Annotated in this window: 22 protein-coding genes and 4 tRNA genes; 13 read left to right on the plus strand and 13 right to left on the minus strand. The window is 71.0% G+C overall.

Annotated features, from left to right (window positions below; translation table 11 throughout):
• Positions 1-138: 138 nt before the first annotated feature.
• The gene (locus ABZ842_RS12405; RefSeq protein WP_361536007.1) at positions 139-537 is read right to left on the minus strand and encodes a hypothetical protein; all 399 of its coding nucleotides are present in this window, start codon (positions 535-537) and stop codon (positions 139-141) included.
• A 187-nt stretch (positions 538-724) separates the two neighbouring features.
• On the opposite strand from ABZ842_RS12405, the gene hrpA reads away from it, so the two are divergent.
• The 3 genes from hrpA (at position 725) to ABZ842_RS12420 (ending at position 5,272) form a co-directional block, all read left to right on the plus strand.
• On the plus strand, positions 725-4,669 hold the full coding sequence (hrpA, locus tag ABZ842_RS12410; RefSeq protein WP_361536009.1) for an ATP-dependent RNA helicase HrpA: 3,945 nt from the start codon (positions 725-727) through the stop codon (positions 4,667-4,669).
• A gap of 119 nt (positions 4,670-4,788) precedes the next feature.
• Positions 4,789-4,863 (plus strand) — tRNA-Asp (locus tag ABZ842_RS12415).
• A 214-nt stretch (positions 4,864-5,077) separates the two neighbouring features.
• A complete protein-coding gene (locus ABZ842_RS12420; RefSeq protein WP_361536011.1) occupies positions 5,078-5,272 on the plus strand; it encodes a DUF6274 family protein in 195 nt (64 codons plus the stop codon).
• 359 nt (positions 5,273-5,631) lie between these two features.
• Here ABZ842_RS12420 and bldC read toward each other — a convergent pair whose 3' ends face one another.
• Together bldC and ABZ842_RS12430 are read right to left on the minus strand one after the other, a co-directional pair.
• On the minus strand, positions 5,632-5,838 hold the full coding sequence (gene bldC, locus ABZ842_RS12425) for a developmental transcriptional regulator BldC (RefSeq protein WP_003949541.1): 207 nt from the start codon (positions 5,836-5,838) through the stop codon (positions 5,632-5,634).
• A gap of 480 nt (positions 5,839-6,318) precedes the next feature.
• Complete coding sequence (locus ABZ842_RS12430; protein ID WP_361536013.1) at positions 6,319-7,164, minus strand: hypothetical protein; 846 nt, start codon at positions 7,162-7,164, stop codon at positions 6,319-6,321.
• Between the two features lie 165 nt (positions 7,165-7,329).
• Here ABZ842_RS12430 and ABZ842_RS12435 point away from each other — a divergent pair, with 165 nt between their 5' ends.
• Positions 7,330-8,430 (plus strand): Glu/Leu/Phe/Val dehydrogenase dimerization domain-containing protein, encoded by a 1,101-nt coding sequence (locus ABZ842_RS12435; protein ID WP_361536015.1) that lies wholly within the window; start codon positions 7,330-7,332, stop codon positions 8,428-8,430.
• A 292-nt stretch (positions 8,431-8,722) separates the two neighbouring features.
• Entirely contained in the window at positions 8,723-8,977 is a 255-nt protein-coding gene (locus ABZ842_RS12440; protein WP_361536017.1) for a DUF3073 domain-containing protein, read from the plus strand.
• 210 nt (positions 8,978-9,187) lie between these two features.
• Here ABZ842_RS12440 and purM read toward each other — a convergent pair whose 3' ends face one another.
• From purM to purS, 9 genes are all read right to left on the minus strand, one after another.
• Positions 9,188-10,258 (minus strand): phosphoribosylformylglycinamidine cyclo-ligase, encoded by a 1,071-nt coding sequence (purM, locus tag ABZ842_RS12445; RefSeq protein WP_361536019.1) that lies wholly within the window; start codon positions 10,256-10,258, stop codon positions 9,188-9,190.
• Between the two features lie 103 nt (positions 10,259-10,361).
• Positions 10,362-11,879: an amidophosphoribosyltransferase gene (gene purF / locus ABZ842_RS12450; RefSeq protein WP_361536021.1), complete on the minus strand. Its 1,518-nt coding sequence runs from the start codon at positions 11,877-11,879 to the stop codon at positions 10,362-10,364.
• A 100-nt stretch (positions 11,880-11,979) separates the two neighbouring features.
• Positions 11,980-12,816 (minus strand): META domain-containing protein, encoded by an 837-nt coding sequence (locus ABZ842_RS12455; RefSeq protein ID WP_361536023.1) that lies wholly within the window; start codon positions 12,814-12,816, stop codon positions 11,980-11,982.
• Positions 12,817-12,912: 96 nt separating this feature from the next.
• The gene (locus ABZ842_RS12460; protein WP_361536025.1) at positions 12,913-13,725 is read right to left on the minus strand and encodes a sterol carrier family protein; all 813 of its coding nucleotides are present in this window, start codon (positions 13,723-13,725) and stop codon (positions 12,913-12,915) included.
• A gap of 14 nt (positions 13,726-13,739) precedes the next feature.
• Positions 13,740-14,612: a M23 family metallopeptidase gene (locus ABZ842_RS12465; protein ID WP_361536384.1), complete on the minus strand. Its 873-nt coding sequence runs from the start codon at positions 14,610-14,612 to the stop codon at positions 13,740-13,742.
• 64 nt (positions 14,613-14,676) lie between these two features.
• Complete coding sequence (locus ABZ842_RS12470) at positions 14,677-15,225, minus strand: helix-turn-helix domain-containing protein (RefSeq protein WP_361536027.1); 549 nt, start codon at positions 15,223-15,225, stop codon at positions 14,677-14,679.
• 126 nt (positions 15,226-15,351) lie between these two features.
• The gene (gene purL / locus ABZ842_RS12475) at positions 15,352-17,607 is read right to left on the minus strand and encodes a phosphoribosylformylglycinamidine synthase subunit PurL (protein WP_361536029.1); all 2,256 of its coding nucleotides are present in this window, start codon (positions 17,605-17,607) and stop codon (positions 15,352-15,354) included.
• A complete protein-coding gene (gene purQ, locus ABZ842_RS12480) occupies positions 17,604-18,287 on the minus strand; it encodes a phosphoribosylformylglycinamidine synthase subunit PurQ (protein ID WP_361536031.1) in 684 nt (227 codons plus the stop codon). The genes purL and purQ overlap by 4 nt, the downstream gene beginning before the upstream one ends.
• Complete coding sequence (gene purS, locus ABZ842_RS12485; protein WP_006348228.1) at positions 18,284-18,532, minus strand: phosphoribosylformylglycinamidine synthase subunit PurS; 249 nt, start codon at positions 18,530-18,532, stop codon at positions 18,284-18,286. Before purS ends, purQ begins: the two co-directional genes overlap by 4 nt.
• A 351-nt stretch (positions 18,533-18,883) precedes the next feature.
• Between purS and ABZ842_RS12490 the strand changes: the two genes are divergently transcribed.
• From ABZ842_RS12490 to ABZ842_RS12525, 8 genes are all read left to right on the plus strand, one after another.
• A complete protein-coding gene (locus ABZ842_RS12490; RefSeq protein ID WP_361536033.1) occupies positions 18,884-19,222 on the plus strand; it encodes an Lsr2 family protein in 339 nt (112 codons plus the stop codon).
• Between the two features lie 212 nt (positions 19,223-19,434).
• Positions 19,435-19,506, plus strand: a tRNA-Gly gene (locus tag ABZ842_RS12495).
• A gap of 77 nt (positions 19,507-19,583) precedes the next feature.
• Positions 19,584-19,656 (plus strand) — tRNA-Gly (locus tag ABZ842_RS12500).
• A gap of 162 nt (positions 19,657-19,818) precedes the next feature.
• A complete protein-coding gene (locus tag ABZ842_RS12505; RefSeq protein ID WP_361536035.1) occupies positions 19,819-20,736 on the plus strand; it encodes an ABC transporter ATP-binding protein in 918 nt (305 codons plus the stop codon).
• Positions 20,737-20,755: 19 nt separating this feature from the next.
• Positions 20,756-21,571, plus strand: a complete 816-nt coding sequence (locus ABZ842_RS12510; RefSeq protein WP_361536386.1) for an ABC transporter permease — start codon at positions 20,756-20,758, stop codon at positions 21,569-21,571.
• A 28-nt stretch (positions 21,572-21,599) separates the two neighbouring features.
• On the plus strand, positions 21,600-22,871 hold the full coding sequence (locus ABZ842_RS12515) for a histidine kinase (protein WP_361536388.1): 1,272 nt from the start codon (positions 21,600-21,602) through the stop codon (positions 22,869-22,871).
• The gene (locus ABZ842_RS12520) at positions 22,868-23,476 is read left to right on the plus strand and encodes a response regulator transcription factor (protein WP_361536037.1); all 609 of its coding nucleotides are present in this window, start codon (positions 22,868-22,870) and stop codon (positions 23,474-23,476) included. Before ABZ842_RS12515 ends, ABZ842_RS12520 begins: the two co-directional genes overlap by 4 nt.
• A gap of 22 nt (positions 23,477-23,498) precedes the next feature.
• Positions 23,499-23,571: transfer RNA gene (locus ABZ842_RS12525), tRNA-Gly, on the plus strand.
• A gap of 86 nt (positions 23,572-23,657) precedes the next feature.
• Here the strand turns inward: ABZ842_RS12525 and ABZ842_RS12530 are convergent.
• A complete protein-coding gene (locus ABZ842_RS12530; protein WP_361536039.1) occupies positions 23,658-24,578 on the minus strand; it encodes a phosphoribosylaminoimidazolesuccinocarboxamide synthase in 921 nt (306 codons plus the stop codon).
• Positions 24,579-24,627 lie beyond the last annotated feature (49 nt).

Below are 24,627 nucleotides of genomic sequence, written 5' to 3' on the forward strand. Positions count from 1 at the left end.
ACGGGTGACGGGTGACGGTGGTGAAGGGTGGCGAGTGCGGAAAGGGGCAGACGGGGGGCCGGCACGGCCGCGCGGACCGTCAGGGAGAAACCCGTACGGACCCGACAAAGCGGTCGTTCATCGGCATGACTTCCCGGCCTACACGCGCACGATCGACAGTTCCTCCGGAGAGGGGGGCGCGGGCGGCGGCGGACGGCCGTCCGGCAGCACCCCGGGCACCACCTGGGTCAGGACCCGGTCCGCGGCGGCGCAGTGCGTGACGTACGGCGCCGGCGGCGGCTCGTACGCGACGGCGCCGCGCGGCGGCGCGGCGGGCTGTGCGCCCCGGTCGCCGTCCGGCGAGCCCTTCCCGCACCCCGGCGCCTGCTCCAGCGCGGTCAGCACCGGCCGGTCCCCGGCCACGTCGCCGACGGCGTGCGCGGGCGGCGGTGGCGGGCAGAAGGCCAGCAGCGCGGCCACGACCAGCCCGAGCAGCGCGAACGCGGACGTCGCCGACAGACGGGACCGGCTGCGGTCACGGCTGAACGGCGGCGGCATGGGCACGCGGTCCCTTCGAGCGGAAGGACGGGCATCGGGCTGTGGGCGTCCGGGCACGGGCACCGGGCCGTGGGCGTCGGCGCGCGGGCATCGGAACGCGTTGATGATCCGCTCCATACTGCACTACCGGTCTGCCGGTGAAATGCGCTCGCCCTCGGTTTCCCGGGGGTGCGATGCTTAAGACCGTATGTCTACTTCTTCCTTCGCCGACCTCCAGACGCTGCTGGCCGGGGCCTCGCTGCGCGACGCCCACCGGCTGGGCCGGCGTCTCGAAGGCGCCCGCCGCATCCGCAAGCCCGAGGCGCGGCAGGCCGTGCTGGACGAGATCGCCGTCGAGGCGGAGAAGGCCGCGGCCCGCACCGGCGCCCGGGCCGCCCGCGTACCCGACGTCACGTACCCGCAGCAGCTCCCGGTCAGCCAGAAGAAGGACGAGATCCTGGCGGCGATACGGGACCACCAGGTCGTGATCGTCGCCGGTGAGACGGGCTCCGGCAAGACCACCCAGATCCCCAAGATCTGTCTGGAACTCGGGCGTGGCGTGCGCGGCATGATCGGGCACACCCAGCCGCGCCGGATCGCGGCCCGCACCGTCGCCGAACGCATCGCCGACGAGCTGCGCACCCCGCTCGGCGAGGCCGTCGGCTGGAAGGTCCGCTTCACGGACCAGGTCGACCAGGACGCCACGTTCGTCAAGCTGATGACGGACGGCATCCTGCTCGCCGAGATCCAGACCGACCGCGAGCTGCGCGCCTACGACACGATCATCATCGACGAGGCGCACGAGCGGTCCCTGAACATCGACTTCCTGCTGGGCTACCTGGCGCAACTGCTGCCGAAACGGCCGGACCTGAAGGTGGTCATCACCTCCGCGACGATCGATCCGGAGCGCTTCTCCCGGCACTTCGGCGACGCCCCGATCGTCGAGGTCAGCGGCCGTACGTATCCGGTCGAGGTGCGGTACAGACCGCTGCTGGAGGAGGACTCCTCCGACAGCGACCGGGACCAGATCACCGCGATCTGCGACGCGGTCGAGGAGCTCCAGGGCCAGGGCAAGGGGGACATCCTCGTCTTCCTCTCCGGCGAGCGCGAGATCCGCGACACCGCGGACGCCCTCAACAAGAAGCAGTACAGGTTCACCGAGGTCCTGCCGCTGTACGCCCGGCTCTCGCACGCCGAGCAGCACCGGGTGTTCCAGCCGCACACCGGCCGCAGGATCGTTCTGGCGACGAACGTCGCCGAGACCTCGCTGACCGTCCCCGGCATCAAGTACGTGATCGACCCCGGCACCGCCCGGATCTCCCGCTACAGCCACCGCACCAAGGTCCAGCGGCTGCCCATCGAGCGGATCAGCCAGGCCAGCGCCAACCAGCGCAAGGGCCGCTGCGGACGCACCTCGGACGGCATCTGCATCCGGCTGTACTCGGAGGACGACTTCGACGCCCGCCCCGAGTTCACGGACGCCGAGATCCTGCGGACGAACCTGGCGTCGGTCATCCTCCAGATGACGGCGGCCGGGCTCGGCGACATCGAGAAGTTCCCCTTCATCGACCCGCCGGACCACCGCAACATCCGCGACGGCGTACAGCTCCTCCAGGAGCTGGGCGCCTTCGACCCGGCGCAGAAAGATCCCCGCAAGAAGCTGACCCAGCTCGGCCGGCAGCTCTCCCAGCTGCCGGTGGACCCGCGGCTGGCCCGGATGGTCGTCGAGGCGGACAAGAACGGCTGCGTGCGCGAGGTGATGGTGATCGCCGCCGCGCTCTCCATCCAGGACCCGCGCGAGCGCCCCGCGGACAAGCAGACCCAGGCGGACCAGCAGCACGCCCGCTTCAAGGACGAGACGTCCGACTTCCTCGCCTTCCTGAACCTGTGGCGGTACGTCCGCGAGCAGCAGAAGGAGCGCGGCTCCTCCAGCTTCCGCCGGATGTGCAAGCAGGAGTACCTGAACTTCCTGCGCATCCGCGAATGGCAGGACATCTACGCACAGCTGCGCCAGGTCGCCCGGTCCATGGGCATCCACGTCAACGAGGAGGACGGCCCGGAGGCCAGCGTCCACGTGTCGCTGCTGGCCGGGCTGCTGTCGCACGTCGGCCTCAAGGACACGGACGCGAAGAACGAGTACCTGGGCGCGCGCGGCGCCAAATTCGCCGTCTTCCCCGGCTCCGCGCTCTTCAAGAAGCCGCCGCGGCTGGTGATGTCCGCGGAGCTGGTGGAGACCAGCCGGCTGTGGGCGCGGGTGAACGCCAAGATCGAACCCGAGTGGATCGAACCCCTCGCCCAGCACCTGGTCAAGCGCACCTACAGCGAGCCCCACTGGGAAAAGGACCAGGCTGCGGTGATGGCGTACGAGAGGGTCACGCTGTACGGCGTGCCGATCGTCGCCCAGCGCAAGGTGAACTACGGCCGCATCGACCCCGAGACCTCCCGGGACCTTTTCATTCGCAACGCCCTGGTCGAGGGCGACTGGCGCACCCACCACAAGTTCTTCGCGGACAACCGCAAGCTGCTCACCGAGGTCGAGGAGCTGGAGCACCGGGCCCGCCGCCGGGACATCCTGGTCGACGACGAGACCCTCTTCGACTTCTACGACCAGCGGGTGCCCGCGCACGTCGTCTCCGGCGCGCACTTCGACTCCTGGTGGAAGCACAAGCGCCGGGACGAGCCCGAGCTGCTCGACTTCGAGCGCGAGATGCTCATCAACGAGAAGGCGGGCGCGGTCACCAAGGACGACTATCCGGACTCCTGGCGACAGGGCCGGTTGAAGTTCCGGGTGACGTACCAGTTCGAGCCGGGCGCGGACGCCGACGGCGTCACCGTCCACGTACCGCTCCAGGTGCTCAACCAGGTCACGGACGAGGGCTTCGACTGGCAGATCCCCGGTCTGCGCGAAGAGGTCGTCATGGAGCTGATCCGCGCCCTCCCCAAGCCGGTGCGCCGGCACTACGTGCCCGCGCCGAACTACGCGAGGGCGTTCCTGGAGAGGGCCGTGCCCCTCCAGGAGCCGCTGACGGTGACGCTGGCGCGCGAGCTGCACCGGATGGTCGGGGTGCCGGTGCACCCGGACGACTTCGACCTGTCGAAGGTGCCCGACCACCTGAAGATCACCTTCCGGATCGTCGACGAGCGGCGCCGCAAGCTCGCGGAGGCGAAGGACCTGGAGACCCTGCGGGTCCAACTGCGCCCCAAGGCCCGTCAGGCGCTCTCCAAGGCCGCTGCGGCGACCGCGGGGCCGTCCGGCGAGTCGATCGAGCGCCAGGGCCTCACGGACTGGTCCATCGGCTCCCTGAGCAAGGTCTTCGAGACCCGGCGGGCGGGCCAGCCCGTGAAGGCGTACCCGGCGCTCGTGGACGACGCGGCCGGCGGCACCGGGAAGGACACCGTCTCCGTACGCCTCTTCGACTCGGAGGCGGAGCAGCGCGCCGCGATGTGGCAGGGCACGCGCCGGCTCATCCTGCGCAACATCCCGGTGAACCCGGCGAAGTTCGCCTCCGACAAGCTCACCAACCAGCAGAAGCTGGCGCTCTCCAGCAACCCCCACGGCTCCATCCAGGCCCTCTTCGACGACTGCGCGACGGCGGCGGCGGACCGGCTGATCGCGGACCGCGGCGGGCCGGTGTGGGACGAGGAGTCCTACCGCAAGCTGTACGACTCCGTACGCGCCGACCTCGTCGACACCACGGTCCGCACGGTTGCGCAGGTGCAGCAGGTCCTGGCGGCCTGGCAGGCGTGCGAGCGCCGGCTCAAGGCCACCACCAGCCCGGCTCTGCTCGCGAACGTCCAGGACGTGCGCCGCCAGCTCGACGCGCTCGTGCCGCCCGGTTTCGTCACCCTGACCGGCCTGCGCCGGCTGCCGGACCTGATGCGCTACCTGGTCGCCGTCGACCGACGCCTCCAGCAGATGCCGTCGGGGGTGCAGCGGGACACCACGCGCATGGAGAAGGTCCACGAGATGCAGGACGAGTACGCGTGGCTGCTGGAGCAACTGCCGCGGGGGCGGCCGGTGCCGCAGGCCGTGCGCGACATCCGCTGGATGATCGAGGAGCTGCGGGTCAGCTACTTCGCGCACGCGCTGGGGACGGCGCACCCCGTCTCGGACAAGCGGATCGTGAGGGCGATCGACGCGGCGGCGCCGTGAGGTTGGGCGCGGGACCTCTGGTGACCGTGCGGTCACGCTGAGCGAGTTCGACTGTCGGGCCGATGCTGCTGTAATGTCTCTTCTCGCAGCCCAGCGCAGGATTCGGAGCTGCGAAACCTGGTCCTGTGGAGCAGTTTGGAGTGCTCGCCACCCTGTCAAGGTGGAGGCCGCGGGTTCAAATCCCGTCAGGACCGCACGTAGTTGGTGAAGGGCCCGCACCTCTTTGAGGCGGCGGGCCCTTCGTCGTTGGCTGATGCCGGTGGTCGACCCCCGGGCTGATCGCCGCGACCCGGGGCACCCCCGCCGTTGCTCTGCGGGCGTGCTGACGGTGGTCGACAAGCCGCGCGGGTGCGCGGGGCGTTGACGCGGACGCGAACCGCCGGTACCCATCTACGTGAGGTGGTCGGGATGGCGGCGAGTACCACGGCACCAGCACGCAAAGTCAAAGCACTGCTGCGCGCGCACCTCGCCGCCGCAGCACGCGCCCGCGGCTACCGGCACCTGACGGGCCGTTGTCCCGCCTGTCGGCACCTCCAGCGGCTCGCCTGCGAGTCCGTCGACCCCTCGGAGCAAACCGAGGACGAAGGTCCCGTCACTGAGTGACTTCGGGCCGATTCCATCCCGTTCGCGAAGTGACACGCTGGACGTTGGCAAGGGTTGCAGCATGTGACGGGTGTCACCGTATAGGTTTTGATTACCCGGGTTTTTAGCCCCCGCTTACGAGCGACCAATTTAATATGTGCAATTGCACTCCCCCTCGCACTCCGTTCCGCACGCCTCCCCGGCCGCACAAAAGGAATCGCGCTGGACCCGGCGGAGTCCAGCGCGATGGATGACTCACGACCCGTTGGGGCGGGTCCAGCGTCATGTGGAGCTATGGGGTGGGCTTCACCAGGATGGGGGTCCCGGAATCGCCCGGATCCGGCGGGAGCGGACCGAGGTCCAGCCCACCGGCGCGAGGCTTATGCCTCGCTGCGCTGCTGCGGAATGCCCGCCAGCAGGGCGCGTACCTCTGCTTCGCGGTACCGGCGATGTCCACCGAGGGTACGGATGGACGTGAGCTTGCCTGCCTTGGCCCAGCGGGTCACCGTCTTCGGGTCCACGCGGAACATCGTGGCGACCTCAGCCGGGGTCAACAGCGGCTCAGCATCAGGGGTGCGAGCGGTCATGAGCGGCCTCCTCGGGAGAACCGAACCTTCTCGGTTCATTCCTCTAAATTCTGCACCTTGACCCGCGTTGCCCGAAATGGCGGATGCGGGTCGAGTCGGTTATAGGACGAACGGGTTGTCCTCGGCACTACAACTACACCATCTGTCCAGCCACGTCGGCCAAACCGTTGGAATTGCCCTCCGAGGTGTTCATCAGTGGCGGAAGCCCGATGGACCATGTCATAGCGGACAGTCACGCCACAGTGACGATCAGTCACAGAGCGACCAGGAGCCACCAGACCCCCCATAGAGCACAATGCCGAGCGTTCCGCCCTTACTTGGGCGGAAGGAACCCTCCCCGGACTCCTTGTCCTATTTTGACACGAGGGTAGGCGTTGGGCGCAAGGGCCCAGATAGTGCACTCCGTCACGCTTGGCGCAAAAGCCCGGATCGGGACCTAGGGCCCGAACCCGGAAAGGCTTCAATCATCCACAAAATCGCTCAGTTCGCGAACTGCAGGCCCTTCACCGCACGCCAGCGGTCCACGAGCCGGGCGTACGCCTCGCTCGCGCCGTCGTCGTCGCCGGAGCGCAGGGCCGCGATGCCCGCCGCGACGTCCGCCGCCGAGTGGTCGTCCGCGAGCTGCGCGCCGGTCATCGCGTGCACCAGCCCGCCGTAGTCCAGCTCGACCAGCGAGCGCGGGTGGAACTCCTCCAGCCACTTCCCCACGTCGACCAGCCCCGACGTCAGCGGGCCCGCGTCCTCGGAGTCGCGCAGCGCCTTCAGCGCCCGGGCGATCCGCCGTCGCGCCTGCACCATCGGCGTGCGGTAGCGCAGCACGGGCGCGCCCGACCCTTCGCCGGCCGGCTCGTACTCCCGCTCCTCGTCCGAGAAGAGCGTGAACCAGCGCACCGGCACCTGCCAGACCGCCGTCCGGATCCACGGCCGGGCGTCCGGGTTCTGTTCGCGCCAGCGCTCCCAGTCCGCCGCGGCCTGCCCGCGGACGACCGGCGGCAGCACCGCGTCCAGCAACGGCGCCGGCAGCTGCGTCACCAGCTCCTCCAGGGCCAGCCAGCCGCGCAGCCGGGTGCGCCAGGGGCAGACGCACACCTCGCCGTCCAGGACGACGACGAAGGCGTCCCCGCTCTCGTGCACGGGCACGGGGACGGGCGGGGTGGGCAGCAAGTCCGCCAGGGAGCGGCGCAGTTCGTCCTGGGCGGTCAGGGTCCCGCCGCGGTCCGCGTAGCGCGCCCAGTGGGCCCGCTCGGGCTCGGGGAAGGCCGCCAGGGGCTCATAGACCCGCAGGTAGGTCGCGTAGGGCACGATCATCGAGGACACCGCAGGCATACCGGGAATCCTTCCACGCGGCGGGCGCCGCGCACCCCTCAGCCGGGTGATCCTGGGCACTGGGCCTGATCTTCGCCCGTCCAGGACTTACGCTCGTCCCACACTGGGGGACTTCCCCCACCCCCGGGAAGTCCACCCGCCGCTTCGTACTCGGGAGTCACCACAGTGACCGACTTGACCGGCGCCTCCGCTCACGTGCTGCACACCCTCTTCCGATCGGACCAGGGCGGCCACGAGCAGGTAGTGCTCTGCCAGGACCGTGCGTCCGGCCTCAAGGCCGTTATCGCCATCCACTCGACCGCCCTCGGCCCGGCCCTCGGCGGCACCCGCTTCTACCCGTACGCCTCGGAGGAGGAGGCCGTCGCCGACGCGCTGAACCTCTCGCGGGGCATGTCGTACAAGAACGCCATGGCCGGCCTCGACCACGGCGGCGGCAAGGCGGTCATCATCGGTGACCCGCAGACGCTGAAGTCCGACGAGCTGCTGCTCGCCTACGGCCGGTTCGTGGACTCGCTCGGCGGGCGCTACGTCACCGCCTGCGACGTCGGCACGTACGTCGCCGACATGGACGTGGTCGCCCGCGCCACCCGCTGGGCCACCGGCCGCTCCCCGGAGAACGGCGGCGCCGGCGACTCCTCCGTGCTCACCGCGTACGGCGTCTTCCAGGGCATGCGCGCCAGCGCGCAGCACCTGTGGGCCAGCCCGGAGCTGCGCGGGCGCCGGGTCGGGATCGCGGGCGTCGGCAAGGTGGGTCATCACCTGGTGAACCACCTCCTGGAGGACGGCGCGGAGGTCGTGGTCACGGACGTGCGGGCCGATGCCGTGCGGCGGATCCTGGAGCGCCACCCCGAAGTGACCGCCGTCCCGGACACGGCGGCGCTGATCCGGACCGAGGGTCTGGACGTGTACGCGCCGTGTGCGCTCGGCGGGGCGCTGGACGACGCGACCGTGCCCGTGCTCACGGCCGCCGTGGTGTGCGGCGCGGCCAACAACCAGCTCGCGCACGCCGGCGTCGAGAAGGACCTGGAGGACCGCGGGATCCTGTACGCCCCGGACTACGTGGTGAACTCCGGCGGCGTGATCCAGGTAGCCGACGAACTCCACGGTTTCGACTTCGACCGGTGCAAGGCGAAGGCCGCCAAGATCTTCGACACCACGCTGACAATATTCGCACGTGCAAATGAAGAGGGCGTTCCACCGGCCGTCGCGGCCGACCGGATCGCCGAGCAGCGCATGTCGGAAGCGCGACGGACGGCCGAGATCTAGAAGGGCCCGGGCCGGGACGGCGCGCATCCTCCGCCTTCCGGCGAGACGAGACTCACCCGGAAGGCGGGGCGCGGGCCAAGAAGAGGTTAATATCGCAGGTGACCAGCGAGGACGGGGCGCCTCGCAGGTCCTGTGACGTGGCACGTCATGCGGGCGGCGTACCGTATGGCCGCGGAAGCAGGTACCGTTGAAGCCCTACGGGCCGGATCTCTCCGACGAGAGTCCGTTCCGCATCATGAACGCGTGTCAAGACTCTGGGGCCGTCGAGCCCCGTCACCGAGGGGGTCGAGCCATGGGGCGCGGCCGGGCCAAGGCCAAGCAAGCAAAGGTCGCCCGCCAGCTGAAGTACAACAGCGGCGCGAGCACTGACCTGTCGCGACTGGCCAATGAGCTGGGCGCATCGACTTCGAGCCAACCTCCGAATCCGGAGCCGTTCGAGGACGATGAGGAAGACGACCCGTACGCACGGTACGCGGACCTGTACAACGACGACGGGGACGAGGACGAAGAGTCCGGCCCCGCGTCGCAGCAGCGCCGCGGCGCTTGACGTGGTCCTGACCCTTTGACGTCGCACTGACGACGACCACCGACCCGGTCCCGGGGTGAGCCCCCGGACCGGGTTTCTGTGCTGTCCGAGCGGCTGGCCGGAGCCGGACGGCTCCGGGGGCGGCCGTCGGCGACCGCCGCCCCGACCGCCCGCGCCACCGTGCTCACCGCCGGCCCGCCGCTCGCTGCCGTTCCGCCGTCCGCCGTGCCGTCAGGCCGCGTAGTCGCCGACGAGTTCGGCGCCCGTGGTGTGCTCGCCGCGTTCGGTGATCTCGCCCGCCACCCAGGAGTCCACGCCGCGGTCGGCGAGCAGGGTGAGCGCGGCGTCCACCGAGTCCTGCGGTACGACGGCGATCATGCCGACGCCCATGTTCAGGGTCTTCTCCAGCTCCAGGCGCTCGACCCGACCGGCCCGGCCGACGAGGTCGAAGACCGGGGACGGCGTCCAGGTGGAGCGGTCGACGACGGCGTGCAGCCCGTCCGGGACGACCCGGGCGAGGTTGTTCGCCAGGCCGCCGCCGGTGACGTGGCTGAAGGCGTGCGTCTCGGCGGTCCTGATCAGCGCCAGGCAGTCCAACGAGTAGATCCTGGTGGGCTCCAGCAGCTCCTCGCCGAGGGTGCGGCCGAGTTCGTCGACGTGCTGTTCGAGCGCCATGCCGGCGCGGTCCAGCAGCACGTGCCGGACCAGCGAGTACCCGTTGGAGTGAAGCCCGGAGGAGGCCATGGCGATCACCGCGTCACCCGTACGGATGCGATCGGCGCCCAGGACGCGGTCGGCCTCCACCACGCCCGTGCCGGCGCCGGCGACGTCGAAGTCGTCCTCGCCGAGCAGGCCGGGGTGTTCGGCGGTCTCGCCGCCGACGAGGGCGCAGCCGGCCAGGACGCAGCCCTCGGCGATGCCCTTGACGATCGCGGCGACCCGCTCGGGGTGGACCTTGCCGACGCAGATGTAGTCGGTCATGAACAGCGGCTCGGCGCCGCACACGACGATGTCGTCCACGACCATGCCGACCAGGTCGTGCCCGATGGTGTCGTACACGCCCAGCTTGCGGGCGAGGTCGACCTTGGTGCCGACGCCGTCCGTGGCGGAGGCCAGCAGCGGGCGCTCGTACCGCTTGAGGGCGGAGGCGTCGAAGAGCCCGGCGAAGCCGCCGATGCCGCCCAGGACCTCGGGGCGGCGGGCCTTCTTGACCCACTCCTTCATCAGCTCGACGGCGCGGTCGCCGGCCTCGATGTCGACGCCCGCGGACGCGTAGCTGGCACCGGTGGACTCAGTGGTCATGACGGGAAGGACTTTCTGATCGGCGCGGTCGGCGCGGGGCCGTCCGCTCGTCGGCACGTCGCCTCTTCGGCACGGCGCCTCTTCGGCACGTTGGCCCGTTTCTTCACGGACGGCGGAGTGCGTCGGCGGCGTCGGCGCCGCCCGCGAGCTCGGTTTCGAGGAGCTGCTTGCCGAGCAGCTCGGGGTCGGGCAGCGCCATCGGGTACTCGCCGTCGAAGCAGGCCCTGCAGAGGTTCGGCTTGGCGATCGTGGTCGCCTCGATCATGCCGTCGATGGAGATGTACGCGAGCGAGTCCGCACCCAGGGAGGTGCCGATCTCCTCGATGGTCATGCCGTTGGCGATCAGCTCCGCGCGGGTGGCGAAGTCGATGCCGAAGAAGCAGGGCCACTTCACCGGCGGGGACGAGATCCGTACGTGGACCTCGGCGGCGCCGGCCTCACGGAGCATCTTGACCAGGGCGCGCTGGGTGTTGCCGCGGACGATCGAGTCGTCCACGACCACCAGGCGCTTGCCCCGGATGACTTCCTTGAGGGGGTTCAGCTTCAGCCGGATGCCCAGCTGGCGGATGGTCTGGGAGGGCTGGATGAAGGTGCGGCCGACGTAGGCGTTCTTGACGAGACCGGAGCCGTACGGGATGCCGCTGGCCTCGGCGTAGCCGATGGCGGCGGGGGTGCCGGACTCCGGTGTCGCTATCACCAGGTCGGCGTCGGCGGGGGCTTCCTTGGCCAGTTTTCGGCCCATCTCCACCCGGGAGAGATAGACGTTCCGGCCGGCGATGTCGGTGTCCGGGCGCGCCAGGTAGACGTACTCGAAGACGCAGCCCTTCGGCTTCGCTTCTGCGAATCGGGAGGTGCGCAGGCCGTTCTCGTCGATGGCGATCAGCTCGCCCGGCTCGATCTCGCGCACGTACGAGGCGCCGCAGATGTCGAGGGCGGCGCTCTCGCTGGCGACGACCCAGCCCCGGTCCAGGCGGCCGAGGACCAGCGGGCGGATGCCCTGGGGGTCGCGGGCCGCGTAGAGGGTGCCCTCGTCCATGAAGACGAGCGAGAAGGCGCCCTGGACGTCCGGGAGGACCCGGGCGGCGGCGGCTTCGATCGACAGCGGCTTGCCGTCGTCGTCGACCTGGCCCGCGAGCAGGGCGGTCACCAGGTCGGTGTCGTTGGTCGCGGCGACCTGGGTGGCCCGCCCGTCCTGGCGGGGCAGCTCGGCGACGAGCTTCGCCAGTTCGGCGGTGTTGACCAGGTTGCCGTTGTGGCCGAGGGCGATGGAGCCGTTGGCCGTGGCCCGGAAGGTGGGCTGGGCGTTCTCCCAGACGGAGGCGCCGGTCGTCGAGTACCGCGCGTGACCGACGGCGATGTGTCCTTTGAGGGAGCCGAGCGAAGTTTCGTCGAAGACTTGGGAGACCAGGCCCATGTCCTTGAAGACGAGGATCTGGGAGCCGTTGCTCACCGCGATGCCCGCGGATTCCTGGCCCCGATGTTGGAGGGCGTAGAGCCCGAAGTACGTGAGCTTTGCGACCTCTTCTCCGGGAGCCCAGACCCCGAAGACGCCACACGCGTCCTGGGGGCCTTTCTCACCGGGGAGCAGATCGTGATTGAGTCGACCGTCACCACGTGGCACGGCACCGAGTGTAGGCGAGATCGACCACTGGTCCGAATTGGGGATGGGCCCGGCAGTGCGCGGGTGGCCGGGGAACGCCTTCGACCACGCGCCGCGGGCGTCAGGGCGCGGCGGCGGTCAGGCCGGCGCCGTCGGGGCCGCGCAGGGTCAGTCCGTGCGACCTGACCTCGTACGAGACCTGCCCGGTGAGGACCTTCAGCAGGTGCTGCTCGACCTTGTTCCGGTCGCCCTCGCACAGCATTTTGGTGCTGGCCACCCGTCCGATGTTGACCGTCGCGCCGGACAGCGTCACCGGGGCGGAGAAGCTGTTGCAGCCGAGTTTGCCGCGGACCGTGCCGTCCTTGGTGAAGACGAGTTGGGCCACGCCTTCGGTGCCGGTGGGCAGGGAGGCCGCGGTCTCGCCGGTGACCAGGGAGTTCACCGTCCAGGTGGTGCCGGTGAGCGGGAGGATCTTGGTCGCTCCGGCGTCCCGGCTGAGCACGAGCGTGCCGCCCTTGTTCGCCCCGGCGCCGCGCTGGGTGAGCGTGGCCTTCTTGCGGTCGGCGGACATCTCGATCGACACCCGGTCGGCGAGGGTCGACTGCATCGCCGCCTCGAACCGCGAGACGTCGGCGGCGCAGCCCTTCGCGGTGGCCTCGGAGCCCTTCACCACGAGGGTGTCGCCCGTCAGCTCCACGTCGGCGCCGAAGTTGTTGCAGCCGTAGTTCCCCTCCAGCCGGTCGCCCTTGCGCAGGACCAGGTTGGCGCTGGAGGGGGCGGGGAGGGTGGCGCCGTCGACGGTGACGCTGTCGACCTTCCAGTGCACGCCCTGGATGGTCACCTCGTCGGGCTGTCCGGGCGCCCCCGAGTCGCCGGAACCATCGGTTCCGTCCGAGCCGCAGGCGGCGGTGGCGAGGAGCGTGAGGACGGTCGCGGGGATGTACAGCAGCCTTCGCATGCCCCTGGGACGGCGCAGCCTCTTGACCGGTTCCCGTCATTTCCACGGGGTCGGCGCCGAACGCTTCGCCGTCGACGCCCCCCGGGGCCGCGCGGCTCAGCCGGTGATCGGCAGCAGCGCGGAGAGGTCGGCGCGCTCGCCGCTGGCGCTGACCTCGGCTTCCTTGACGGCGTCGGCCCAGTGGACGCGGCCGGTGGCAAGCCTGACCCAGGTCAGCGGGGCGGTCTCGACGACGTTCGGCGGGGTGCCGCGGGTGTGCCGGGGGCCCTCGACGCACTGGACGACCGCGTACGGCGGGACGCGCACCTCCACGGAGCCGCCGGGCGCCGCCGCCGCGAGCGCGTCGAGCAGCAGCCGGGTGCAGGCGGCGAGGGCTCCGCGGTCGTACGGCACGGGCCCCGGCCCGGCGTCCGGCGCGGCGGCGAGCGCGTCGTTCAGGTCGTCGGTGTGCACGATCAGCTCGACGGTGCGGGTGACGAGGAAGTCGGCGAAGCGCAGGGTGCCGACGTCGGTGGTGACCGGGCGGTCGTCGGGCGTGGCCGCGAGGGCCCGGGCGAGGGCGTCGGCGGTACGGGCGTACAGCTCGTCGAGGGGGCCCTGGTCCGCCGGTTCGCGGGTGTCGTCGGCGACCGGCTGCGCGAAGGCGCGGGTGGCGGCGGGCCAGCGCTCCAGGGCGAGCTCGGGCCCGGTCGCCGGGGGTGCGTCGGCGCTGCGGACGACGCCCGTCGCCACCGTCGCGAGGTGCGCGGCCAGTTCGCGTACGGTCCAGGCGCCGAGCCGGGTGGGCAGGGCCGACTGCTCGGGGGTGAGGGCGCCGACGGCCGCGCGCACGTGGTCGAACTGGGCGAGCACCGCGGCTCGCGTCTTGGCGGGGTCGTAGCTGCGTGCGCGCTTCTTGGCCGGTGGCATGGGCCCGAGATTAATCAGCTCTTGGTGCCGACGGGCGGAATTCCCGCCGCGGGCTCCGCGGACTCGGCCGCGGCCGGGGGCGTGAAGTGCTCGCCGTTCGCGGGCAGGCCCACGCCCCGCCAGGTGAAGGGGAGGCCCACCGCGGACTCCAGGTCGTGGCCGTCCATCAGCTGGAAGTGGAGGTGCGGTTCGGAGGAGTTGCCGGAGTTGCCGCACTCGGCGATCTGCTGGCCGGCCGTGACCTTGTCGCCCGCCCGCACCCGCAGGGAGCCGCGCTTGAGGTGGGCGTACGCCGCGTACGTACCGTCACCGAGGTCGAGCACGACGCGGTTGCCGAAGATGGTCGCGTGGCCGCCGAGGCTCCGTACGAAGCTCTCCAGCGTCATCAGGTAGATCAGCCCGGGCCACGAGGTGCGGCTCAGGTGGTCGCGCTGGCCGTCGGAGGCGTGCACGACGGTGGCGTCGGCCGTCGCGAGGAGCGGGGCGCCGTAGGCCGGGTACTCGCCGGGCTTGCGGGCCAGCGGCCACAGCGGCGAGAACGGGGGTCGCGCGGGGCCGTCCGCCGGCTCGGCGATGACGTCGACGGCGTACGTCTGCCCGTACACGTGCGTGCCGTGGCTCGGGACCTTGTCGGCCGGGCTGTTGTGCGCCAGCCAGCGGCCGGCGAAGGGCGCGTCGACCTCGATCGGCTCGCGCTGCGGTGTCGCGCGGTGCGCGGTGCCCGTCGCGCTCAGCCGGACGACGTCCACGACGACGATCACCAGGCCCGGTCCCACCACCGCCCAGAAGGGGAAGTCGTAGCGGAACCCGAGGACCACCGCGACGAACAGGACGGGCCAACAGACCCGGCTGATCATCGCCAGCGCCTTGTGTGTGCGTGCGGACAACCGCATGGTGTGCTCCCCCTGGTGTCGGACGCGGTCGGGCGTCGTCTGCGGATCTACGGCGGATCTACGGTCGCGCCGCCGTCAGGGCCACCAGCAGCGGAACGACCCGCGGCGGCGGCACCTCGTACTGCCCGCGGGCCGCGGTGTGCAGCCAGCCGGCGGCAGTGAGCTGGCGCAGGTGGTGATAGATCTGGCCGGTGGTGCCGAGCCCGTCGAGCTCGGCCAGCTCGGCGACGGTCCGGCACCCGCCGAGCACCTCGCTCAGCAGCCGCAGCCGCACCGGGTGCCCCAGCGCGGCGAAGGCGTCCGACGCGTCGGCCCAGTTGACGGCGAGCAGGGCCGACGTCAACTTGCCCCACTGCCACTCGTAGCACTCGCCCGTCGGCAGGCGCACGGCCCCGGTGAAGACCACGGCCCCGCCCGCCTCCCCGCTCGCCTCAGTCGCCCCGCCGTCGAGCCCGGGCAGTCGTCGCTTGAGCTCCTGCAGGGCCCAGAAGTCCTCGTCGGGTTCGCCGGCGGGGGCCTCCGGCGCGGCCGGGGCGTCGGCCGACCGCCCCGCTTCCAGGGCGGCCAGCCGACGTTCCAGCTCGGCCACCCGCTGTTCCAGATCCATCGTACAGCCAATCTACGTAGTTACGTAATTCCATGCAAGTGCGGTCCGGCAACGCGTCGGGCCCCCGCCCGCACCGGAGTGCGAACGGGGGCCCGAAGACCGCTCGGATTCAGAGCAGGGTACGGATCACACCAGCAGACCGGGGATGGTCTCCTCGTGCGCCGTGCGCAGCTCCGCCAGCGACAGCGTGAACTCGCCCTGGACGTCGACCGCGTCGCCGTCCACCACGCCGATCCGCGTCACGGGCAGCCCGCGCGCACCGCACATGTCGGTGAAGCGCAGCTCCTCGCTGCGCGGCACCGACACCACCGCACGCCCCGCCGACTCGCTGAACAGGAACGTGAAGGCGTCCAGACCGTCCGGGACGACGAGCCGCGCGCCCTTGCCGCCGCGCAGACAGGACTCCACGACCGCCTGCACCAGACCGCCGTCGGACAGGTCGTGCGCCGCGTCCACCATGCCGTCGCGGGAGGCGGAGATCAGGATCTCGGCGAGCAGCCGCTCGCGGTCCAGGTCCACGGCCGGCGGCAGCCCGCCGAGGTGGTCGTGGACGACCTGCGACCAGGCCGAGCCGCCGAACTCCTCCTTCGTCTCCCCGAGGAGGTACAGCAGCTGCCCCTCCTCGGCGAAGGCCATCGGGGTGCGCCGGCTGACGTCGTCGATCACGCCGAGCACGGCGACGACCGGCGTCGGGTGGATCGCCGTCTCCCCCGTCTGGTTGTAGAGGGAGACGTTGCCACCGGTGACCGGGGTGCCCAGGTGCAGACAGGCGTCGGCGAGACCGCGGGTGGCCTCCGCGAACTGCCACATCACGCCCGGGTCCTCGGGCGAGCCGAAGTTCAGGCAGTCGGAGACCGCGAGCGGCTTGGCGCCGGTGGCGGCGACGTTGCGGTACGCCTCCGCCAGCGCGAGCTGCGCGCCCGCGTACGGGTCGAGCTTCGCGTACCGGCCGTTGCCGTCGGTCGCCAGGGCGACGCCGAGGTTGGTCTCCTCGTCGATCCGGACCACGCCCGCGTCCTCGGGCTGGGCGAGCACGGTGTTGCCCTGGACGAAGCGGTCGTACTGGTCCGTGATCCACGCCTTCGACGCCTGGTTCGGCGAGGCCACCAGCTGCAGGACCTGCTCGCGCAGCTCGTCCCCGGTCTTCGGGCGGGGCAGCGCGCCGGCGTCGTCGGCCTGGAGCGCGTCCTGCCACTCGGGGCGCGCGTACGGCCGCTCGTAGACCGGACCTTCGTGCGCGACCGTGCGCGGCGGCACGTCGACGATCTGCTCGCCGTGCCAGAAGATCTCCAGCCGCTCACCCTCGGTCACCTCACCGATCACGGTGGCGATGACGTCCCACTTCTCGCAGATCTCCAGGAAGCGGTCGACCTTGTCGGGCTCGACGATCGCGCACATGCGCTCCTGCGACTCGCTCATGAGGATCTCCTCGGGCGAGAGCGTCGCGTCGCGCAGCGGCACGGAGTCCAGCTCGACGCGCATGCCGCCGGAACCAGCGCTGGCCAGCTCGCTGGTGGCGCAGGACAGCCCGGCGCCGCCGAGGTCCTGGATGCCCGCGACCAGCTTCTCGGCGAAGATCTCCAGGGTGCACTCGATGAGCAGCTTCTCCTGGAAGGGGTCGCCGACCTGGACCGCGGGGCGCTTGGCCGGGCCGGTGTCCTCGAAGGTCTCCGAGGCGAGCACGGAGACGCCGCCGATGCCGTCGCCGCCGGTGCGGGCGCCGTAGAGGATGACCTTGTTGCCCGGCCCGGAAGCCTTGGCGAGGTGGATGTCCTCGTGCTTCATCACGCCGATGCAGCCGGCGTTCACCAGGGGGTTGCCCTGGTAGCAGGGGTCGAAGACGACCTCGCCGCCGATGTTCGGCAGGCCCAGGCAGTTGCCGTAGCCGCCGATGCCGGCGACCACGCCGGGCAGCACCCGACGGGTGTCGGGGTGGTCCGCGGCGCCGAAGCGCAGCGGGTCGACGACGGCGACCGGGCGCGCGCCCATCGCGAGGATGTCGCGGACGATGCCGCCGACGCCGGTGGCCGCGCCCTGGTAGGGCTCGATGTACGAGGGGTGGTTGTGCGACTCGACCTTGAAGGTCACCGCGTACCCCTGGCCGACGTCGACGACGCCGGCGTTCTCGCCGATGCCGACGAGCATGGCATCGTTCTCGGGCGCCTTCTCGCCGAACTGCTTCAGGTGCACCTTGCTGGACTTGTACGAGCAGTGCTCGGACCACATGACCGAGTACATGGCGAGCTCGGCACCGGTCGGCCGGCGGCCCAGGATCTCGCGGATCCGGGCGTACTCGTCCTCCTTGAGGCCGAGTTCGGCCCAGGGCTGCTCGGCTTCGGGCGTCCCCTCGGCGTGCTTGACCGTGTCGAGGTTCTTGCTCACTGGGTGACCACCAGCTTCTTGATGACCGACGTGAAGAACGGGAGGCCGTCGGTGCGGCCGGTGCCGATCAGGGGTTCCACGGCGTGCTCGGGGTGCGGCATCAGACCGACCACGTTGCCCGCGGCGTTGGTGATGCCCGCGATGTCCCGCAGCGAGCCGTTCGGGTTGCCGTCCAGGTAGCGGAAGGCCACCCGGCCCTCCGCCTCCAACTCGTCCAGCACCCGCTCGTCGGCGACGTACCGTCCGTCGATGTTCTTCAGGGGTACGGAGATCTCCTGGCCCTCGGCGTAGTCGGCGGTCCAGGCCGTGCCGGCGTTCTCCACCCGCAGCTTCTGGTCGCGGCAGACGAAGTGCAGGTGGTTGTTGCGCAGCATCGCGCCCGGCAGCAGATGCGACTCGGTGAGGATCTGGAAGCCATTGCAGATACCCAGCACCGGCATGCCGGCCCGGGCCTGGTCGATGATCGTCTCCATCACCGGGGAGAACCGGGAAATGGCGCCGGCGCGCAGATAGTCGCCGTACGAGAAGCCACCGGCGAGGACCACTGCGTCCACCTGGTGGAGATCTTTGTCACGGTGCCACAGCGACACGGGCTCGGCGCCGGCGAGGCGCACCGCCCGGAGGCTGTCCCGGTCGTCGAGCGTGCCGGGGAAAGTGACGACTCCGATACGAGTTGTCACGACTCGTCTACCTTTACAACGAAGTCTTCGATGACGGTGTTGGCGAGGAAGGTCTCGGCCATCTCGTGGATACGGGCGAGGGCGGCGTCGTCGACCGGCCCCTCGACCTCCAACTCGAAACGCTTTCCCTGACGTACGTCCGCGATGCCGTCGAATCCGAGGCGGGGCAGTGCGCGTTGCACCGCCTGTCCCTGCGGGTCGAGGATCTCGGGCTTGAGCATGACGTCGACTACGACGCGTGCCACGGGCACTCCCGGGGTGATGTGGTGCGAAGGCGGTTCCCTCAGCGTACCCGGCCCGAAAATCTACCCGCGTAGATATCTCATCTGCGCAACATGGAACACAGAAGGCGTCAGAGGTTGAAAATCCGGGAGAATATCCCGGACGTCTTTGCCAGGACCCCGCCCGTCCCGCATGACGGGACGCGCGGATAATTGCGCGGGCTTCACAATGGGCCACCCGCCGCTGTACAAAGGAATACGTAACCCTCATTGCCGAAAAGTCGGCATCACCACCACCGGCGCCGGTGACGGAACCGGCGGCTGGCCTTCCGCGCCCTATGGGCCGGGTGATACCGCGGGAAAGGACCGATATCCGTGGCTCAGCGAGTAGTGGTCGCACTCTTCGACGACATCGACGGCGGCGAAGCGGCGGAAACGGTTAAGTTCGGTCTGGACGGGAAGTCGTTCGAGATCGACCTCAATACGGCCAACGCAAAGAAACTGCGCAACGCACTGGCGCCGTACCTGGCCGCGGGCCGCAAGCAGTCCGCCGCCGGCAAGCGTCCCCGCCTCGCCCGCACCGCGTACAAGCACACCTCGCTGGAGCCCTCGCCCGCCGCGGTGCGCGCCTGGGCCCAGTCCAACAAGATGGACGTGCCGGCGCGCGGCCGGATCCCGAAGGCGGTGTACGAGGCTTTCCGCAAGGCGAGTTGAGCACGGCGCACCCCGCGGGCGGGTGGGCCCGCGGGGGCCGCGTGCCGGCGCGTCACGGACGCAGCATGGACGCGTCACGGGAGCGCCGTGCCGGCCGGATCCGACGGCCCGGATCACCTTCGGCGGGGCCGGAGTTGCACGACCCCCCTGATCGTCGGCTAAAGTCTGGAGCACGCCGAGGGGCAAGGCCGAAAGGCCCACCTCAGCAGCGTGCGGGTGTAGTTCAGTAGTAGAACATCCCCCTTCCAGGGGGAAGGCGCAGTGTGCGATTCCTGTCACCCGCTCTCATCGCTTACCGATCAGCTCAGTCGATCAGGTACAGTGGTGTTCGCACCGCAGGCGAAAGCCCATCGGTAGCAATGCGGACGTGGCTCAGTTGGTAGAGCATCACCTTGCCAAGGTGAGGGTCGCGAGTTCGAATCTCGTCGTCCGCTCGGTAAAGAAGGCCCTGGTCGAAGACCAGGGCCTTCTTCGTGCGTGCGGCTTCGTCCGAGTCTTCGTCCGTGCGGCCTGCGGTGACGGGTCATGACAAATGTCATCGGGGCCGGTGACAGCGCGCACTGCCCGCGGTCCTTGGGCCGCGGAAGCCTTGGGACATGACCACAGACCAGTACGTGATCACGGCGGAGGACCTGCGGCGCAGCTACGCCGGTGGCTTCGAGGCCGTGAGCGGCATCTCCTTCTCCGTGGCGCGCGGTGAGATCTTCGCGCTGCTCGGCACCAACGGCGCGGGCAAGACCTCCACCGTCGAGCTCGTCGAGGGGCTCGCCGCCCCCTCCGCCGGATCCGTGCGCGTCCTCGGCCACGACCCGCACCGGGAGCGCGCCGCGGTCCGCCCCCGGATCGGCGTGATGCTCCAGGAGGGCGGTTTCCCCTCCGATCTGACGGTCGTGGAGACCGCGCGCATGTGGGCCGGGTGCACCAGCGGCGCCCGTCCGGTGGCCGAGGCGCTCGACCTCGTCGGGCTCGGCGCGCGGGCCCGGGTGCGGGTCAAGCAGCTCTCCGGCGGCGAGCGGCGCCGGCTCGACCTGGCGCTGGCGCTGATCGGCCGGCCCGAGGTCCTCTTCCTCGACGAGCCGACCACCGGTCTCGACCCGGAGGGCCGGCGCGACACCTGGGACCTGGTGCGGGCGCTGCGCGACACCGGCACCACCGTGCTGCTGACCACGCACTACCTGGAGGAGGCGGAGGCGCTGGCCGACCGGCTGGCGATCATGCACCGGGGGGTGATCGTCACGGCCGGCACCCCCGCCGAGGTGACCGCGGCGCGGCCGGCCCGGATCCGCTTCACGCTGCCCCCGGACGTGTCCCCGGGCCAGTTGCCGCTCTCGCTCGCGGCCGGGGCCGACGGACGTCGGGTGGAGATCCGCACCCACGAGCTCCAGGAGTCCCTGGAGCTGCTGTTGCGGTGGGCCCGGGAGACGAACGTACGACTGGAAGGGCTCGACGCCCGCGCCGCCTCGCTCGAAGAGGCGTTCCTTGAGATCGCGCAGACGGAAATGGCGGGTGTGTGACGTGGCGACGACGACCGGTGTGACGGAGAAGGGCACGGGCAGGGGTGCGGGAGCGGCGGGTTCGCCGTCCGGCAGCACCCCGGCGGGCCGGCTGGCGGCGCTCGGCCGGGCCGAGCTGACCTTGCTCGTACGGAACCGGGCCATGTTGTTCGTGGCGCTGCTGATGCCCGTGATGATGGTCGGGGCGATGCAGGGCTGGGCCAAGGAGCTGGACTACGACAAGGCCGCGATGAGCGTGGCCGAAGCCTCGGTCGTCGCCGGCATCGGGTTCGTGCTCCTCTTCGTGGTGCACGCGAACCTGGTCTCCGCCTACGTGGCCCGGCGCGAGGAGCTGGTCCTCAAGCGGCTGCGCACGGGCGAGGTCTCCGACCGGGAGATCCTGATCGGCACCTCGCTGCCGGCCGTCGCGCTGGCGGTGGCGCAGTGCGTGCTGATCGCCGCGGTGTCCGTGGCCGTCTTCGACGTGAGCGCGCCGAAGCGGCCGGACCTGCTGGTGGCGGGCGTCGCACTGGGTCTCGTACTGATGGTGGCGCTGGCCGCGGTCGTGGCGGCGGGCACCAGGACCGTGGAGAGCGCCCAGCTCACCACCCTGCCGCTGCTGACGGTGTCCTTCCTGGGCTCCGGCCTGTTCGTGCCGCTGGACCTGCTGCCCGAGAAGGTCGCGACGGTGTGCGAACGGCTGCCGATGACGGGCGCGATGACGCTGGTGCGGGCCGGCTGGCTCGGCGGGGTCGACGCGAAGGAAGTGACGGCCGCCGCGGTGACCGCCTTGGTGTGGGTGCTGGTGTCGGTGTTTGCTGTGCGACGGTGGTTCCGCTGGGAGCCGCGTCGCTGAGGCGGGCCACAGGGAGGTCGTCGTGCGGATGAAGAGCTGGAGCCGGCGCAGCGGGCTCGCCAAGGTGGACCTGTACAGCCGCGGCACCGTCTACGTCATCCAGTGGTTCGTCGTCATCGGCTACGTACTGCTGACGCTGATCGAGCCGGTGCGCGAGAACCGGCCCGAGGTCGCGGTGGTCGGGCCGGTGATCGGGCTCGCCCTGGGGCTCGTCTGCCACCGGTTGACCACCCGCGCCATGGACGCCTACCTGGGGTCGGGCACGGTCGGCCGGTCGCTGCTCGGGGCGGCCGTCGCGGTCACCGCGGCGGCGCTCGCGCTGGCGCTGGCGCTCGCCGGCTCCGGCTTCGCCTCCGAGATGGGCGAGGCCGTGGCGTACCTGCCCGGTCTTGCGGTGGCTCCCGTACTGACCGCGCACGGCCTCCTCGTCCCGCTCCGGACCACCGTCACCGTCCAGCTCGCCCTGCTGGCCGGGGTGGGGACGGCGCTGTTCGCGATCGGCTACACCGGGCGGGCGCTGCTCGCGATCCTGCTCTTCGTCGGCTTCGTCGCCGGGTGGCTGGCCTTCACGGGCCGGGTCTCGATGTGGATGCTGAAGGTCATGTGGGAGCTGCGGGAGGCGCGGGACGTACAGGCGCGGCTCGCGGTCGCGGAGGAGCGGTTGCGGTTCGGGCGCGATCTGCACGACGTGCTCGGGCGCAACCTGGCCGTCGTGGCGCTCAAGTCCGAACTCGCCGTCCAGCTCGCCCGGCGCGGGCGCGCCGAGGCGGTCGACCAGATGGTCGAGGTGCAGAAGATCGCGCAGGACTCGCAGCGCGAGGTCCGCGAGGTGGTGCGCGGCTACCGCGAGGCGGACCTGCGGGTGGAGTTGGAGGGCGCGCGGTCGGTGCTCGGCGCGGCGGGCATCGCCTGCACCGTCGTCGCCGGGGAGCTGGACCGGCTGACGGCCGAGGCGCGCTCGGCGCTGGGGTGGGTGGTGCGGGAGGCGACGACGAACGTGCTGCGGCACGGGGACGCCCAGCGCTGCACGATCTCCGTGGGCGTGCAGGACGACACGGCCGTCCTGGTCATCGAGAACGACCGCGCGGACGCGCCGACGCTCCGCAAGGGCGGGGGCGGTTCGGGGCTGGCGGGGCTGCGGGAGCGGTTGGCGGCGGTGGACGGGGAGCTGGAGGCGGGTCTGGTGCGGGGCGACAGGTTCCGGGTGACGGCGCGGGTCGCTTGCGCTCGGGGCTCCGGGGCGACGTCGTCCGAGGGCGACGGGGCGGGGTTCAGCCCGGCCGGGGAGGTCGTCGCATGACCGTGCGGGTGTTGCTCGCGGACGACGAGCACCTGATCAGGGGGGCGCTCGCCGCGTTGCTCGCGTTGGAGGACGATCTGGAGGTCGTCGCCGAGGCCGCTTCGGGCACCGAGGCGCTCGCGATGGCGCTGGCGCACCGGCCCGACGTCGCCGTGCTGGATCTGCAGATGCCCGGCGCCGACGGTGTGAGTGTGGCCACATCCCTGCGCACCGAGCTGCCGGAGTGCCGGACCATGATCGTCACCAGTCACGGGCTGCCGGGGCACCTCAAGCGGGCCCTGACCGCCGGGGTGCGCGCCTTCGTGCCGAAGACCGTCAGTGCGCAGCGGCTCGCGGAGATCATCCGTACCGTGCACGCGGGAAACCGCTACGTGGACCCGGAGTTGGCCGCCGACGCGATCTCCGCCGGGGACTCCCCGCTGACCGCGCGGGAGGCCGAGGTGCTGGAGCTCGCGGGGGACGGGGCGCCCGTCGCGGAGATCGCCCGGCGCGCCGCGCTGTCGCAGGGGACCGTGCGGAACTACCTCTCCTCCGCCGCGGCGAAGCTGGGTGCCGAGAACCGGCATGCGGCGGCCCGTCTCGCCCGGGAGCGCGGTTGGGTATAGTGGGCTGCGCGCAACGGCGCACGCGGACGTAGCTCAGTTGGTAGAGCGCAACCTTGCCAAGGTTGAGGTCGCCAGTTCGAACCTGGTCGTCCGCTCAGTGGAAAGGCCCCGGTTCTCTCAGGAGAGAACCGGGGCCTTTCGCCTGGCACCTGGCACCTGGCACCTGGCGTCGGGGGGTGCGTCAGGACCAGGCCGTGCCGGTCAGCAGCTCGTACGCCTCCGCGTACTTCGCCCGGGTCGCCTCGACGACCTGGGGCGGCAGCGGCGGCGGGGGCAGCTCGCCGCGGCGGTCCCAGCCCGACGCCGGGGAGGTCAGCCAGTCGCGCACGTACTGCTTGTCGTACGAGGGCTGGGGACGGCCCGGCTGCCACTGGTCGGCCGGCCAGAAGCGGGACGAGTCGGGGGTCAGCACCTCGTCCGCGAGGACGAGCGCGGCGGCGTCGTCCTCGGCGGCGTCGGCGGCGTAGCCGAACTCGAACTTGGTGTCGGCGAGGATGACGCCCCGCTCCCGTGCGACGTCCCGGGCGCGGCCGTACACCGCGAGCGTGGTCTGCCGCAGCAGCGCCGCGGTCTCCGCGCCGACCTGCCGGGCGACCTCCTCGTAGCTGACGTTCTCGTCGTGGTCGCCGACCGCGGCCTTCGTCGCGGGGGTGAAGATCGGCGCGGGCAGCTCGGAGCCGTCCGTCAGCCCCTCGGGCAGCGCCAGCCCGCAGACCGTGCGCGTCTGCTCGTACTCGGCGAGTCCGGAGCCGGTGAGGTAGCCGCGGGCCACGGCCTCCACCGGGACCATCCGCAGCGACTTGCAGATCAGGGTCCGGCCGGCCCAGTCGGCGGGCGCGCCGGGCGGCAGCTCGGTGCTGAGCACGTGGTTCGGCACGAGGTCCTGGAGGAGGTCGAACCACCACAGCGAGAGCTGGGTGAGGATCTTGCCCTTGTCGGGGATCTCCGTCGGCAGCACCCAGTCGTAGGCGGAGATCCGGTCGCTGGCGACCATGACGAGGTCCCCGGCTTCGTTCCGGTACAGCTCCCGCACCTTTCCGGTGTGGAGGTGGATCAGCCCCGGCACCTGGGGCGCCTCGGGCTTTTCGACGAATCCGGACACGGTTGCTCCTCGTGGTTTCCGACGTGCGTACGACCGATTCTCGCAGCCG

The organism is Streptomyces sp. NPDC047315 (genome assembly GCF_040643215.1).
GTDB lineage: Bacteria > Actinomycetota > Actinomycetes > Streptomycetales > Streptomycetaceae > Streptomyces.